Here is a 13,503-nt window from a genome sequence, read left to right on the forward strand (position 1 = left end):
GGGCCGGGCCGGGCCGGGCCGGGCCGGGCCGGGCCGGGCCGGGCCGGGCCGGGCCGGGCCGGGGAAGTCTCGCGGCCTGCCTCGTGTTGTGGGCACCATGCGAGCCATCACCTATTCCCGCTTCGGCGGCGCCGACGTCCTCGAGCTCACCGAGCAGCCCGACCCGCACCCCGGTGCCGACGTCGTCGTCGTGCGCGTCCGCGCCGCGTCCGTCAACCCCGTCGACTGGATGGTCCGCCAGGGCTACCTGGAGGGCACCCTGGACACCCAGTTCCCGGTCGTCCCCGGCTGGGACGTGGCGGGCGTCGTCGAGCAGGTCGGCCTCGACACCCCTGAGTTCCAGGTGGGCGACGAGGTCTACGGCTACGTCCGCAAGGACTGGGTGCACGGCGGCACGTTCGCCGAGCTCGTCGCCTCGCCCGTGCGCACCCTGGCCCGCAAGCCCGCCTCGCTGAGCTTCGAGGAGGCCGCGGCCGTCCCGCTCGCAGGCCTGACCGCGTACCAGACGGTGCTGCGCTCGGGGGTCCGCGAGGGCCAGACGGTGCTGGTGCACGCCGCCGCCGGCGGCGTGGGCTCGTTCGCCGTCCAGATCGCGCGCAGCCTCGGCGCGCGCGTGATCGGCACCGCCAGCGACGCCAACCACGACTACCTGCGTGGCCTCGGCGCCGAGCCCGTCGCGTACGGCGACGGGCTGGCAGACCGCGTCCGCGCGCTCGCGCCGGACGGCGTCGACGTCGCGCTCGACTACGCGGGCGGCGACGCCGTGGCGACGAGCGCCCAGGTGCTCGCGGACGACGGCACGATCACGTCGATCGTGGACGCCACGGCCCGCACCGAGCACGGCGGCCTCTACGTGTGGGTACGACCCTCCAGCGCGGACCTCGAGGCGCTCGGCGCGCTGATCGACGCCGGCAAGGTCGCCGTCGAGGTGGGGCAGGTCTTCGACCTCGCCGACGCCGCCGACGCCCATCGCGCCAGCGAGTCGCGCCACGGCCGCGGGAAGATCGTCGTGCGCGTCTGAGTGCGGGGCGGGGGCCCGGGCGGCACGCTGTGCACATGACGCCCTTCTCCCCCGCCGTGTACGCCGACCGCCGCCGTCGGGCCGCCGAGCAGGCTGCCGCCGCCGGCCTCGCCGGGCTGCTCGTCACCCCCGGCCCGGACCTGCGTTACTTCCTCGGCTACACGCCCTCCGCGGACACCGAGCGGCTCACGCTGCTCACGATCCCCGCGGAGGGCGACGCCGTCGCCGTCGTCCCCCGGCTCGAGGCGCACGACCTCGAGGTGGGCGCAGTCGGCGGCATCGAGGCGGTGGCGTGGTCGGACGGCGAGGACGAGCACGCGGTGGCGGGCCGGCTCCTGCGGCCGGACGGCCGCTACGCGATCTCCGACGCCGCGTGGGCTCTGCACGTGCTCGGCATGCAGCGCACGCTGCCGGAGTCGTCGTACGCGGCCGTCACGACGGTGCTGCCGATGCTGCGGGCCGCGAAGTCGCCCGAGGAGGTCGCCCGGCTCGCGGCGGCGGGTGCCGGCGCGGACGCCGTCTTCGACGAGATCGTCCGCCGCCGGTTCGCGGGCCGCGCCGAGCGGGACGTGTCCGACGACCTCGACGCGCTGCTGCGCTCCCACGGGCACGAGCAGGTGGACTTCACCCTGGTGTGCGCGGGCGAGAACGGCGCCGACCCGCACCACGAGGCGGGCGACCGCGTCATCCGCGAGGGCGACATGGTGGTCATGGACTTCGGCGGCCTCGCAGACGGGTACGGCTCGGACACCACCCGCACGGTGCACGTCGGGGCCCTGACGGCGCGCGAGCAGGAGGTGCACGACGTCGTGCGTGCCGCGCAGCAGGCGGGCGTGGACGCCGTCCGCCCGGGTGCCACCTGCCAGGACGTGGACCGCGCGTCCCGTGGCGTCATCACGGACGCCGGGTACGGCGAGTTCTTCGTGCACCGCACCGGCCACGGGATCGGCCTGACGACCCATGAGCCGCCCTACATGGTGGAGGGCGAGGAGACCCCGATCCAGGCGGGGATGTGCTTCTCCGTGGAGCCAGGAATCTACCTGCCCGGCGAGTTCGGCGTGCGGATCGAGGACATCGTCGTCGCGTTCCCGACCGGCGTCACCGGCCTGGCCGACGCGCCCGGCTCCGGCGCACGGCTCAACACCTCGCCGCACGAGGTCGTCGTCGTCGAGTAGCCGTCAGCTCGGCGACGCCTTGCCGTGCCGCCAGTAGCCGACGAAGTCGACCTGGCCCTTCGGCCACCGCCGGTCGTTCACCAGGTGACGACGCACGCCCGCGGCGAGCGCCTGCTCCCCCGCCACCAGCGCGTACCCGGGTCCCGCCGGGAGCTCGGCACCCCGGACGAACGCGAGGGCTGCCCGTCCCGGCACCTCGCCGAGGGCGGGGTCGTCGGCGGCGGCCCGGTCCCGCTCCACCCACCGCACGTCGACGCCGGCGGGCGCCCGGAAGTCCTGGCGGTCCTCGGAGCCGGCCACCTCGACGACGACCACTCCGCGCGCGTCGTCGGGCAGCGACTCGCAGACGCCGGCCACGGCGGGCAGCCCGCTCTCGTCGGCGACCAGGAGTCGCCACGCACACTCGGCGTCCGGCCGGTGGTACGTGCCCTGGTCGAGGATGCCGACCCGGTCGCCCGCCTGCGCGGCGAGGGCGAAGCCGGCGCCGGGACCGACCGGCTCGTCGCCGGCGCCCCCGATGCCCGCAGCGCCGTCGTGACCGTCCGCGCCGTCGTGACCGTCCTGGCCGTCGTGACCGTGCAGGACGAAGTCGACGTCGATCTCACGCAGCTCCGGCCGCGAGGCGCGGATCGTGTAGTTGCGGACCAGGGGGCGCCGTGCGCGCGGGGTCGCGAGGTACTGCGCGTACCAGCCGAGGTTGGACGTGCGCGTGGGCAGCCGCAGCGTGTCCTGGCCCGGGCGCGGCAGGAACAGGCGGAACCACTGGTCGTCGCCGACCAGCGTCAGACGGTCGATGTCCTCGATGCCGAAGGTCACCCGCTGCAGGTGCGGGCTGAGGCGTTTGGTCGTGACGACCTCGGCGACGAGGACGTGCGGGTCGACCGGCTTCGACAGGTTCCGGGTGCTCACGACGCTAGGTTAGGTGAGGCTCACCTATTTGCCTAGACCGTCCTGGGTCACGCCCATCGCTCGTCACCGGTCGTCCGTGGGCCCCAGGTCCTCGAGCATGACCTCGACCAGCGCGTCCGCGGTCATCGTCCCCAGGTCGTCGGGCGCGTAGTCCAGCGCTCGCCAGGGTTCGACCCCGATCCGCTCCGCCACGTTCTCGACCTGGGCGTTCAGCGCGGCGTCGATCAGCCCGGGGAGCACGGGGGCGCCGCTCAGCGCGAGCTCCATCTCCACCAGGGAGGCGAGCTGCGCGAACCGCGGGGTCGCTCGTGTCAACACCATCGTCGTCACACTATGCCCCTCGCGACCTCCTCGGCGCGAGGGGCACCGCTCGTCCGCGCGAGCGGGGACGGCAGCACGGACGGTGCCCGAGACTGGGCACATGCCGCGCCACCCTCCGCCCACCACCGTCGCGCTCGCCCTGCTCGCCGCAGCGGCGGCCGTGCTCGGCGGGTGCTCGCCGTCAGCCCCGGTGCCGACCGGCGCGACCGCGAGCCCGACGCCGACGCCCCCGGCGCCCGTCGTCGTGCGCGCCGGAGAGGTCACGCTGGAGGTCACCGAGCCAGGCTCGTCGGGCGAGCCGAACGTGACGGTGGACGGCGACGACGAGGCGGGCACCCGGGTGCTGACCTTCGACGCAGCGGCGCTCGACGAGGCGACCGGGGGCCAGGCGGGACCGGTGGAGATCGCCCTGACCTCCCCGGGCACGTTCGAGGACCTTCCCGACGGCAGCGTCACCGTGCGCGACGACGACGTCGCCGTCGGGGGCCTCTCCGCGCCGCGCGGCGCGCGGCTCACCGCCGTCGACGACACCCACCTCGAGGTGCGCGCGTCGGGCGCGTCCGCGGCGTCGCCCGACGAGACCTCGCCCGACGAGGCCGAGGTGACGACCACCCTCGGGACCCGCGGGGTCGAGTCGGCCACCTGGGGCGACCGGGAAGGCGGCCGCTCGCTCGCCGTCGACCCGACGGCCTGGGCGCGCGACGCCGGCCAGGCCGGCGTGGCCCTCGTGTGGGCGGAACTGGTGGCGACCGAACCGGAGGTCGACTCCGCGACCATGCACGACCAGCTCGAGTGTCACGCGATCGGGGCGCCCGACAAGGCCACCTGGAACCTGGAGCCGTGGCGGCCGGACGTCGGCCTCGTCGCGACGATGGCCGCGCGCTGCAACCCCGCCACTTGACACATTCCGATATAGGAATACTTTGGTGACGTGGCACGTGCAGCGACGACGACGGACGCGTTCAACGCGGTGGCCGAGCCCCGGCGCCGCGAGATCCTCGACGCCCTCGCGCTGCGCGAGCGCAGCGTCGGCGAGCTCGTCGAGCTGCTCCACGTCGCCCAGCCCGTGGTCTCCAAGCACCTGAAGGTGCTGCGGGAGGTCGGGCTGGTCGAGGTCCGCGACGACGGCCGTCGTCGCCTCTACCGCATCGACAGCCGGCCCCTGCGAGAGATCCACGCCTGGGCCGGCAGGTACGAGCGGCTCTGGGAGGAACGGTTCGCGCTGGTCGACGAGGTGCTCGCCGAGCTGGCACGCGAAGGCGCGGACGACCCGGGCCCCCGGGACTGAACCCGGCGGGACCGGACATCGACGAGGAGACACCATGGCCACCACCACCCCCGCACAGCAGCGGGGCAGCGCCGTCCTGACGCTGCCGAACGACACCGACATCCACGTCGTCCGCCGGTTCGCCGCGCCCGCGGCCGCCGTCTGGCGCGTCTTCACCGAGCCGGACCTGGTCGCACGCTGGTGGGCCGGGCGGCGTGGCACCGTCACGAGCATCGAGATCGACCTGCGGCCGGGCGGCACGTACCGCTACGTCATGGAGGCGGACGGCGGCTTCGAGGTCGCCTTCCACGGCGAGTTCACGGAGGTGGCGGCGCCCCAGCGGCTGGTGCACACCGAGGTCTTCGAGGGCGTCCCCGACGGCGAGGCGGCGGCCACGCTCAACACCTACACCTTCACCGAGGGGGACGGCGGCACCACGCTGACGCTCGTCACCCGCGCCCCGAACCGCGAGGTGCGCGACGCGATCGTCGGGTCTGGCATGGAGGGCGGTCTCCAGGAGGGCTTCGACCTCGTCGACGAGCTCGCCGCAGGGATCGCCGCGGGCGCCTGAACCGCGCGCGACGACGGCCGCGCCCGGTCCAGGGGGCGCGGCCGTCGTCACGGCTGGGGCGAGGGGCGGTCAGACCGCCGTGTAGCCACCGTCCACGAGCCAGTAGGCGCCCGTGACGAACGACGCGTCGCCCGAGAGCAGGAAGCGCACCACGGTCGCGACCTCCTCGGGGCTGCCGAGCCGGCCCAGGACGTGCTTGCCCTCCAGCGCCTCGCGCACCTCGGGCGAGAGGCTGGACTCCACCAGCGGCGTCCGGATGTAGCCCGGACCGACGGCGTTGATCCGCAGGCCCTGGGGCCCGTACTCGGCGGCGGCGTTCTTCGTGATGCCGACGACGCCGTGCTTCGCGGCCGTGTAGGCGCCGTTGCCGAGCGCGGCGACCGTGCCGTGGATCGAGGCCATGTTGACGATCGCGCTCTCGGCGGCGCCCTGCTCCAGCATCGCCGGGATCTGTGCCCGCATGCCGTAGAGGACACCGTTGAGGTTGATGTCGATGACGCGGTCCCAGTCGTCGAGGTCGGTCTCGCCGGCCGGCGCCTGCTTGCCGCCGATGCCCGCGTTGTTGACCGCGTAGTTCAGCCCGCCGAAGGTGGACCTGGCGAACTCGACGGCCTTCTCCGAGTCGGCCTTCACCGCGGTGTTCTGCTCGAACGCCGCGGCCTCGCCGCCGGCCGCCTTGATCTCGTCGACGACGCGCTGGGCGGCGTCCAGCCGGATGTCCGTCACCACGACCTTCGCGCCGAGGCCTGCCAGCTCCTTGCTGATCGCCTCGCCCAGGCCTGAGCCGCCGCCCGTCACGAGCGCGACGCGTCCCTCGAAGCTGTCACCTGTCGCCATGTCCGTACTCCTTCGCACCACGCCCCGGCGGGCGGGGTGCGGGGTGCGCGACGACGGCCCGGACGGGACGAATGACCGCCCCGTCGGCCCTGGTGGGGCGGGGGCGCTGACTCCTCGACCGTAACCCCGCCCGCCGGACCTCAGGCGCTGCTCGCGGCCGAAAGTGACGCATCACACCCCGGCGTCAGAACCTTCGCGGGCCGACGTCGCCGCGTCGCGGAGGGCGGACAGCACCCCGGCCTCCTCGTCGGCCGTGAGCCCCGTGACCGCCGCGTCGGGCGCCGCCCGCCACCAGTCGAGAGTGTCGCGCGCGCTCTCCTCGACCGGGCGGCACGAGAGCCCGGCCGCGGCCGCCGGGCCCGCGTCGTGGGCCGGCATCCCGTCGTACTCGGGCCGCGGCAGCCACAGCGGCAGCGAGCGCTCCCCCGACCACGGACGCACGTCGGCCGCCTCGAGACGTTCCCGGTCCGCCCAGACCCAACCCGGCTCCGCCCCTGTCCCGCGGGCCACCGCCGCGAGCAGGTCACCGACCGGCGTCACGGGCCCGACGGCGTCGAAGTCTCCCGTCGTCCGGCGCTCCGCCAGGTCGACCACCCACGCCGCGAGGTCGCGCACGTCGATCACCTGCACGGGGTCCGCCGGGTCTCCGGGCGCCAGCACCTCGACGGCGCCGTCGAGCACGCGTGACATCCGGGCGGGCCAGTAGGTGAAGCGCCCGCTGGGGTCGCCGGGGCCCACGATCAGGCCCGGGCGGACGACAGCAGCTCCCGCGGCCCCCGCACGCACGATCTCCTCGCACGCGACCTTCATCGCCCCGTACGCCTCGGCGCTCGCGGCCGGGTCCACGTCCTCGGGCTCGGGGTCGCGCAGCCGGCCCGCGCCCGGACCGCCCGGGTCCGCGTCGTCGGCGTACACGTTGACGGTCGAGACGAACACCCAGTGCGCGCCGGGCAGCGCGGCCACCGCGCGGCGCACGTGCGACGGCGTGCGCGACACGTCCACGACCGCGTCGAAGCGCTCCGCCGCGAGCGCCGCCGGGAACGGGTCGGCACGGTCCAGGGCCACGTGCCGCACGCCGTCCGGCACCGGCCCCGACCGGCCGCGGTTCGCTGCGACCACCTCGTGGCCGCGGGCTGCGGCGTCCGCCGCGACCGCCTTCGACAGGAACACGGACCCACCCAGCACCAGGAGCTTCATGACCCCACTCTGACGTGGCCGGGTGCCGGGCGGGGTGCCGGGTGACGCGATTTCCGCGCACCGCAGAACGCGCCGCCGGTCACCAGCGCTGTGCGACGTCCTCGGCCCAGCCGTCCAGGCCGTCGAGGTGGACCCGGGAGCCGTCATCGACGGCGACCCAGCCCGACCAGGTGCCGAAGCACTGGTGGGTGGAGGAGGCGACCAGCCCGAGCTGGGTCCGGCTCACGCGGTCGTGGGCGGGGACGAAGACGAGGTCCAGCCGCTCGCCGCGCACCCGCCACGGCTCCGTGTACGCGTTGGGGTCGAACGCCCAGTCGAGCTCGTCGTGGATCTTGTGGAGGCGCCCGTCCACGACGACTCCGTTCTCCGTCGTCGGCCCGGTGCGGGTCCAGGTGCCGCCGAGCTGGAGCGCCACCTCGCGCGACGCGCCCCGGGCGTCGACCCCGCGCCCGAACCCGACGCCCCACTGCCACGCGGCGCGATACGGCCACCGCCCGCGCCCGTGGTCCAGCACGGCCCACGCCCCCGACTCCATCGGGTGCTCGACACCGTCGACGCGGAGCACGCCGTCGGCCGGCCGGCCGACGTCCTTCACGGTGTACTGGAAGCGCCGGTCGGACCAGGGGACCACCACCCCCAGCAGCTCCCTGCCCGCCGGTCGGGCGACCGTCACGTCCAGCTCGACCCTGGCCGTCCGCGCCCGCAGGCGCGTGCCGTCGGCCCGCTCGTCCACGGCGATCGCCACCGCGCGCGTCCGTGACCGGACCGGTCCGGCACCGAGGCGCCCGGGCAGCGACGCCGACCGGTTCAGCGGCGCGATCGCCACCGCGTCGACCTCCTCGCCGGCGCTCCGGTCCAGCACCCACACCTGGTGCAGGGCGGCATAGTCCAGCGCGGACGTCGTGAGCGCGACGACGTGGTCGGGCGTGACCACGGCCCAGTACTCCCAGCGCTTGTTCCGCCCGAGCCCGCGCAGGCCGCGCCCCACGGCCGACGTGTCGTGCAGCGGCCGGCGTGACCACCCGACCGCGTCGAGGTCCAGGCGCCCGTCGGGACGACACAGGGCCACGGCGGCGGTGATCTCGTGCTCGGTCGGGTGGTCGGTCACACCGCGAGGCTAGCGGCGCCTGCTAGCGTCCCGCCGTGCCCCCTGCTCCCGCCTCCGCCGTCACGTTCCGTCTCGCCACCCGCGACGACCTGCCCCGCGTCGTCGCCCTCATCGCCGACGACGCCGTCGCGGCGGCCCGCACGGGCTCCTTCGGCCCGGCGCACGTCGCCGGATTCGAGGCGATCGAGGCGAGCCCGAACGACGAGCTGGTCGTCGCGGAGCTCGACGGCGAGGTCGTGGGCGTCATGCAGCTGACGTTCGTGCCCGGCATCTCGCGCAACGGCGCCACCCGCCTCCTCGTGGAGGCGGTGCGCGTGGACGCCGCCCTGCGCGGCCAGGGCCTGGGCCGTGCGCTCATGACGTACGCGCACGAGCGCGGCCGCGAGCGAGGCTGCGTGCTGGCCCAGCTCACGTCCGACAAGCAGCGCGAGGACGCGCACCGGTTCTACCGCTCCCTCGGCTACGCGCAGTCCCACGAGGGGTTCAAGCTGCCGTTGTGACCTCGGGCCGCACGTCGCGGATGCCCACCGCGCTCACCAGGCCGCCGAGCACCAGCAGGCCCGCCGTGACGAGCAGCGCGCGGTGGAACGACGCGACGTCGAGCACGCCTCCGAGGATGACGCCGGCGAACGCGACCGTCAGCAGGCCGGCCACCCGCGAGACGGCGTTGTTCACCGCAGACGCGATCCCGGCGTCCGCGGGCGGCGCAGCGCCCAGGATCGCCGCGGTCAGCGGCGCCACGGTGATGGACAGGCCGAGGCCGAACACCAGGAGGCCCGGGAGCACCTGCGTGACGTAGGCGGCGGTCTCGTCGATCGACAGCAGCAGCACGTAGCCCGCGCCCGCGACGACCGGGCCGACGGTCATGAACCAGCGAGCGCCGTGCCGGGCGGCGAGGGTGCCGAACCGTGTCGAGAGCGCCAGCATCGCGATCGTCGTCGGCAGCTGGGCGACGCCCGCGGCGGTGGCCGAGTAGCCGGCCACCTGCTGCAGGAACAGCCCCAGCACGAAGCCGCCCAGCGACAGGGCCCCGTACACGGCGAAGGTCGCGACGTTGCCCCAGGCGAAGTTGCGCGCGGCGAACAGGCGCGGCGGCATCATCGGGTCGCGCGCCCGCCGCTCGTAGACGACGAACGCCACGAGCAGCACCGCGCCGAGCACCGCGGCCGCCCAGGTCCGCTCGATCAGGCCGAACACGCCCGCCGCGAGCCCGGTGGCGGCGAGCACCGCGCCGGGCACGTCCAGCCGTCGGCCGGTGGTCTGGCGGACCTCGGGTACGGGACGCAGCAGCACGAGCGTCACCACGACGACCGGCAGGTTGATCCAGAACACCCAGCGCCACGACAGCAGGTCGACGAGGCCTCCGCCGACGAACGGGCCGACGATCATCGCCGTCCCGGTCCACGCCGTCCAGCGACCGATGGCGCGGCCCTGCGCCTCGCCGTCGAAGGTCGAGATGATCAGCGCCAGCGAGCTCGGGACGAGCAGCGCCCCCGCCACGCCCTGCAGCAGGCGGGCGCCGACGAGGACCGGACCCGTCGGCGCCAGCGCGCACAGCACGGACGCGGCGGCGAACCCCACGAGGCCCGCGACGAGCACCCGGCGGCGGCCGTACAGGTCCGACAGGGACCCGGCGAGCAGGATCAGCGAACCGAGGGTGACGAGGTAGCCGTCCACCACCCACTGCTGCAGGCCGAGCCGGGCCTCGCCGCTGCCGCCGAGCTCGTCGCCGATGGCCGGGAGCGCCACGTTGACCACCGTGCCGTCGAGGAACGACACGAACGACGCCAGGATCGCGACCACCAGGACACGGGTGCGTGCCCTGGCCTGGGCCGCGTCGGGCACGGACGGTGTGCTCACCGGATCACGGTACGGCGTCGCGCGCCGGAACGACGGATTGTCGGTGACGCGCCGGGGACGGGGCGCTAGCGTCACGACCGTGACCCTGGAGATCCGCCGCACCGCCTTCGCCGACGTCCCCGCCAGCCGCCGCCTCGGCGCGGAGGCGTTCGGCGTCTCGCCCCAGCCTGCCCCCGACCCCGACCCGGACAACTGGCCGTCGCCGAACATCAGGCCCTGGGTCGCGACGGACGACGGCGAGGTCGTCGCCGGGCTCGGCGTGCGGTCGTTCACGTCGTGGTTCCACGGCGCACCGCTGGCGACGGCGGGCTTCGCGGGCGTCACCGTCGCCGCCGAGCGCCGCGGCTCCGGCCTCCTGCGACCGCTCGTCGAGGCCGCGCTCGCCGAGGCCCGCGGCCTGGGCGACGTCGTGTCGACGCTGTACCCGTCGTCCGCGGGGATCTACCGGGGGCTGGGCTACGAGGTGGTGGGGGCGTTCGAAGAGGTGCGCGTGCCGATGTCGGCGCTCGCCGCCGTACGTCCGCCCGCCCCCGACGTCCGCGCGCGGCGCGCCACCGCCGCCGACGTGCCCGCCGTCCGACGGGTGTACGAGACCTGGGCCTCCGCCCAGAACGGTCCCCTGTCGCGCCGGGAGGAGCCGTTCGCGATGGAGCCCGACGACATCGTCGGGCCGGACGCCGACTACACCGGCGTCACGCTGGCGGTGCGCGGCGCGGGCGACACCGAGGAGCTGCTCGGGTTCGCGAGCTGGTCGCGAGGCCAGGGGTACGACCGCACCAACACCGTCGAGGTCGACGACCTCGTGGCCCTCACGCCGGACGCCGCCCGCGCGCTGTGGCGCGTGCTCGGTTCCTTCAGCCCCGTCGCGGGGTGGGTGCAGGTCTGCACCTCCGGCGGGTGGTCCGGGCTCGACGTGTCGCGCCTCGTGCTGCCCGACCACGCCGCCACGGCCGCACCCAGGCCCTACATGCTCCGGCTGCTCGACGTCCCCGGCGCGCTCGCTGCTGCCCGCGTGGCCCCCGTGACCGCCCGGGTGCCGTTCGCCGTGGCCGACCCCGGCGCGCCCGACCTCGAGGGCGCCTGGACCCTGGAGACCGCCGGCGGCGCTGTCCACGTCGTCCCCGACGACGCCGCGACCCCCGGCGACCGGCCCACGTTCACGTCGGGCGGCCTGGCCCAGTCCTGGGCGGGCGCGCAGTCGACCGCCAACGTGCGCCTCGCGGGCGGGCTGAGCGGCCCGACGACGCACGACGCCGTCTGGGACGCGCTGTGGGGCGGGCGCCAGGTGCACGTCCGCGACTACTTCTGAGCGCAGCGGACTACCTCGGCACGGTCCGCACTACCTCGGCACGGCCCGCACTACCTCGGCACGGCCCGCACTACCTCGGCGGGGTCCGTGCTACCTCGGCGGGGCTGTCGAGGGCAGGGGTGGTCACCATACCTAGAGGTAGGTATGGTGAGAGCATGAGCACGTCGACCGACGCGCGGGCCCGGCTCGTGACCGCCGCGCAGGAGATGTTCGCCGCCCAGGGCGTCGGAGCCACCAGCCCGCGCCAGGTGCTGGCCGCCAGCGGGGTGGGGCAGGGCAGCCTCTACCACCACTTCCCCACCAAGCACGACCTCGCCGCCGCGGCCGTCGGCGCCACGGTCGACGACGCGCTGGCGGCAGCGCGCCGCGACCTGGAAGACGGCGACGCGGACGCGGTCGCCCGCGTCGTCTCCTACCTCGAACGGCCACGCGACGCGCTCGCCGGATGCAAGATCGGGCGGCTCACCAGCGACCAGGCCGTGATGGACGACGACGGCCTGCGCGACGTCGTCACCGCCTACTTCGTGCGGCTGCTCGACGTCGTCGCCACCGTCCTGCGCGAGTCGGGCCTGCCCGAGGCCGAGGCCCGCGACCGCGCGCACGCCGCCGTCGCGATCGTGCAGGGCGGCTACGTGCTCGCCCGCGCCACCGGCGACCCCGACGCGATGCGGGCCGCGGTCCGCGGCTTCGTCTCCCTGCTGAGCCCTGCCCCCACCGCACCCACCGGACCCACCGCCACTGAAGGAGCCCGATGACCTCCGCTGCCACGACCTTCCGCGAGCGCCTGCGCGCGCTGCCGACGTTCCCGCCCGGCCTGCCGCCGTTCGGGGTCGACCTCGACGACCTCGCCACCGCCCCGGCCACGCCGCAGGACCTGTTCGCGCGGTGGTTCGACGACGCCCTCGCCGCGAACCTCGGCGCGCCGCACGCCGCGACCCTCTCGACGGCGGACGCCGACGGCCGGGTGCACGCGCGCACCCTGGTGATCAAGGACGTCACGGCCGAGGGCTGGTGGTTCGCCGGCCAGTCGTCCAGCCCGAAGGGGCGCGACCTGGCCGCGAACCCGCACGCCGCGCTCACCGTGTTCTGGCGCGACCTCGGACGCCAGGTCCGCGTCACCGGCACGGTCCGGTCCGCCGGCCCGGACGCCGGCGCGGCCGACTTCCGCGCCCGTCCCGAGGGCTCGCGCGCGGCGGGCCTCGTGGGGCACCAGAGCGAGCCCCTCGCCTCGCGGGCGGACTACCGGACGGCCTTCGCGGACCGCCTCTCGGAGGTGCGCGCCGACCCCGCGGCCTTCGCGCCCGCCTGGACCGCCTGGGTGCTGAAGCCCGCCTCCGTCGAGTTCTGGCAGGCGAGCGACGACAAGGGCCAGGCGCGCCTGCGCTACCGCGCGGCAGCCGCGTCCGACGCCCCCGCCAGCCTCGACACCGTCCCCACCATCGACACCCCGTCCTGGACCAAGGAGCTGCTGTGGCCGTGACCCCCGAGACCTCGCCCGCCGTCATCGACGCACGCCTCGTCGCGCACGCCCTCGTCGACGCGGACGCCGCGCTCGGCGCGCTGGTCGACGTCGTGCGCGGCCTGCCGCAGGACGCCGGCGCCGAGCCCTCACCCCTGGAGGGCTGGACCCGCGGGCACGTGCTCTCCCACGTGGCGAACGTCGGGGCCGCGCTCGCGCGGCAGGCCGAGCACGCCGCCCGGGGCGAGACGATCGCCCCGTACGACGGCGGCCGGGCCGGCCGGGACGCCGACATCGAGGCGGGGGCGGGCCGCACCACCGCCGAGCACGTCGAGGCGCTGGAGGCGTCGCGGGCACGGCTCGCCGCGGCGTGGCCAGAGCCGGGCGACGTGCTGTGGGCGGCGCCGGTCGCCTACCGCGACGGCGTGCTCGCGGACGCGCTGCTCGCGTGGTGGCGGGAGGCTCGCAT

Annotated in this window: 16 protein-coding genes; 10 read left to right on the forward strand and 6 right to left on the reverse strand. The window is 75.5% G+C overall.

The annotated features are described in order from the left end of the window. The first annotated feature begins 97 nt into the window (after window positions 1–97). Window positions 98–1,021 carry an NADP-dependent oxidoreductase gene (locus ACFT55_RS13675; RefSeq protein WP_380244397.1) on the forward strand — a complete coding sequence of 308 codons (924 nt, stop codon included), beginning with the start codon at window positions 98–100 and terminating at the stop codon, window positions 1,019–1,021. 35 nt (window positions 1,022–1,056) lie between these two features. Beyond that, window positions 1,057–2,196, forward strand: coding sequence for a M24 family metallopeptidase (locus ACFT55_RS13680; RefSeq protein ID WP_380244382.1), 1,140 nt, complete (start codon window positions 1,057–1,059; stop codon window positions 2,194–2,196). Between the two features lie 3 nt (window positions 2,197–2,199). Here the strand turns inward: ACFT55_RS13680 and ACFT55_RS13685 are convergent, their stop codons facing one another. Next, window positions 2,200–3,105, reverse strand: coding sequence for a siderophore-interacting protein (locus ACFT55_RS13685; protein ID WP_380244383.1), 906 nt, complete (start codon window positions 3,103–3,105; stop codon window positions 2,200–2,202). A gap of 63 nt (window positions 3,106–3,168) precedes the next feature. Beyond that, complete coding sequence (locus ACFT55_RS13690) at window positions 3,169–3,426, reverse strand: hypothetical protein (protein WP_380244384.1); 258 nt, start codon at window positions 3,424–3,426, stop codon at window positions 3,169–3,171. Between the two features lie 100 nt (window positions 3,427–3,526). On the opposite strand from ACFT55_RS13690, the gene ACFT55_RS13695 reads away from it, so the two are divergent. Genes ACFT55_RS13695 through ACFT55_RS13705 form a run of 3 tightly spaced genes read left to right on the forward strand, consistent with a single transcriptional unit; the run spans window position 3,527 to window position 5,264 of the window. Continuing rightward, complete coding sequence (locus ACFT55_RS13695; RefSeq protein ID WP_380244385.1) at window positions 3,527–4,327, forward strand: DUF2599 domain-containing protein; 801 nt, start codon at window positions 3,527–3,529, stop codon at window positions 4,325–4,327. A 30-nt stretch (window positions 4,328–4,357) separates the two neighbouring features. Continuing rightward, window positions 4,358–4,714 (forward strand): ArsR/SmtB family transcription factor, encoded by a 357-nt coding sequence (locus ACFT55_RS13700; protein WP_380244386.1) that lies wholly within the window; start codon window positions 4,358–4,360, stop codon window positions 4,712–4,714. A gap of 34 nt (window positions 4,715–4,748) precedes the next feature. Beyond that, entirely contained in the window at window positions 4,749–5,264 is a 516-nt protein-coding gene (locus ACFT55_RS13705; protein ID WP_380244387.1) for an SRPBCC family protein, read from the forward strand. 69 nt (window positions 5,265–5,333) lie between these two features. On the opposite strand, the gene ACFT55_RS13710 is transcribed toward ACFT55_RS13705, so the two are convergent. From ACFT55_RS13710 to ACFT55_RS13720, 3 genes are all read right to left on the reverse strand, one after another. Next, window positions 5,334–6,101 (reverse strand): SDR family NAD(P)-dependent oxidoreductase, encoded by a 768-nt coding sequence (locus ACFT55_RS13710; RefSeq protein ID WP_380244388.1) that lies wholly within the window; start codon window positions 6,099–6,101, stop codon window positions 5,334–5,336. A gap of 171 nt (window positions 6,102–6,272) precedes the next feature. Continuing rightward, window positions 6,273–7,298 carry an NAD-dependent epimerase/dehydratase family protein gene (locus ACFT55_RS13715; protein WP_380244389.1) on the reverse strand — a complete coding sequence of 342 codons (1,026 nt, stop codon included), beginning with the start codon at window positions 7,296–7,298 and terminating at the stop codon, window positions 6,273–6,275. A 79-nt stretch (window positions 7,299–7,377) separates the two neighbouring features. Then, complete coding sequence (locus tag ACFT55_RS13720; RefSeq protein ID WP_380244390.1) at window positions 7,378–8,406, reverse strand: DUF2804 domain-containing protein; 1,029 nt, start codon at window positions 8,404–8,406, stop codon at window positions 7,378–7,380. Window positions 8,407–8,441: 35 nt separating this feature from the next. On the opposite strand from ACFT55_RS13720, the gene ACFT55_RS13725 reads away from it, so the two are divergent. After that, complete coding sequence (locus tag ACFT55_RS13725) at window positions 8,442–8,906, forward strand: GNAT family N-acetyltransferase (protein WP_380244391.1); 465 nt, start codon at window positions 8,442–8,444, stop codon at window positions 8,904–8,906. Here ACFT55_RS13725 and ACFT55_RS13730 read toward each other — a convergent pair. Continuing rightward, window positions 8,890–10,266, reverse strand: a complete 1,377-nt coding sequence (locus ACFT55_RS13730; protein ID WP_380244392.1) for an MFS transporter — start codon at window positions 10,264–10,266, stop codon at window positions 8,890–8,892. The two genes, ACFT55_RS13725 and ACFT55_RS13730, sit on opposite strands and share 17 nt — an antisense overlap. 79 nt (window positions 10,267–10,345) lie before the next feature. On the opposite strand from ACFT55_RS13730, the gene eis reads away from it, so the two are divergent. From eis to ACFT55_RS13750, 4 genes are all read left to right on the forward strand, one after another. Next, window positions 10,346–11,575, forward strand: coding sequence for an enhanced intracellular survival protein Eis (gene eis / locus ACFT55_RS13735; protein WP_380244393.1), 1,230 nt, complete (start codon window positions 10,346–10,348; stop codon window positions 11,573–11,575). Between the two features lie 155 nt (window positions 11,576–11,730). Beyond that, on the forward strand, window positions 11,731–12,330 hold the full coding sequence (locus ACFT55_RS13740; RefSeq protein ID WP_380244394.1) for a TetR/AcrR family transcriptional regulator: 600 nt from the start codon (window positions 11,731–11,733) through the stop codon (window positions 12,328–12,330). Next, window positions 12,327–13,055, forward strand: a complete 729-nt coding sequence (locus ACFT55_RS13745) for a pyridoxal 5'-phosphate synthase (protein WP_380244395.1) — start codon at window positions 12,327–12,329, stop codon at window positions 13,053–13,055. Before ACFT55_RS13740 ends, ACFT55_RS13745 begins: the two co-directional genes overlap by 4 nt. Further along, window positions 13,052–13,503, forward strand: a 452-nt coding sequence (locus tag ACFT55_RS13750) for a maleylpyruvate isomerase family mycothiol-dependent enzyme (protein ID WP_380244396.1), incomplete at its 3' end; no start/stop codon positions are given. The genes ACFT55_RS13745 and ACFT55_RS13750, both read left to right, overlap by 4 nt.

Origin of the sequence: Isoptericola sp. NPDC057191, assembly GCF_042670225.1 — a bacterium.
In the GTDB taxonomy this organism is placed as follows: domain Bacteria; phylum Actinomycetota; class Actinomycetes; order Actinomycetales; family Cellulomonadaceae; genus Isoptericola.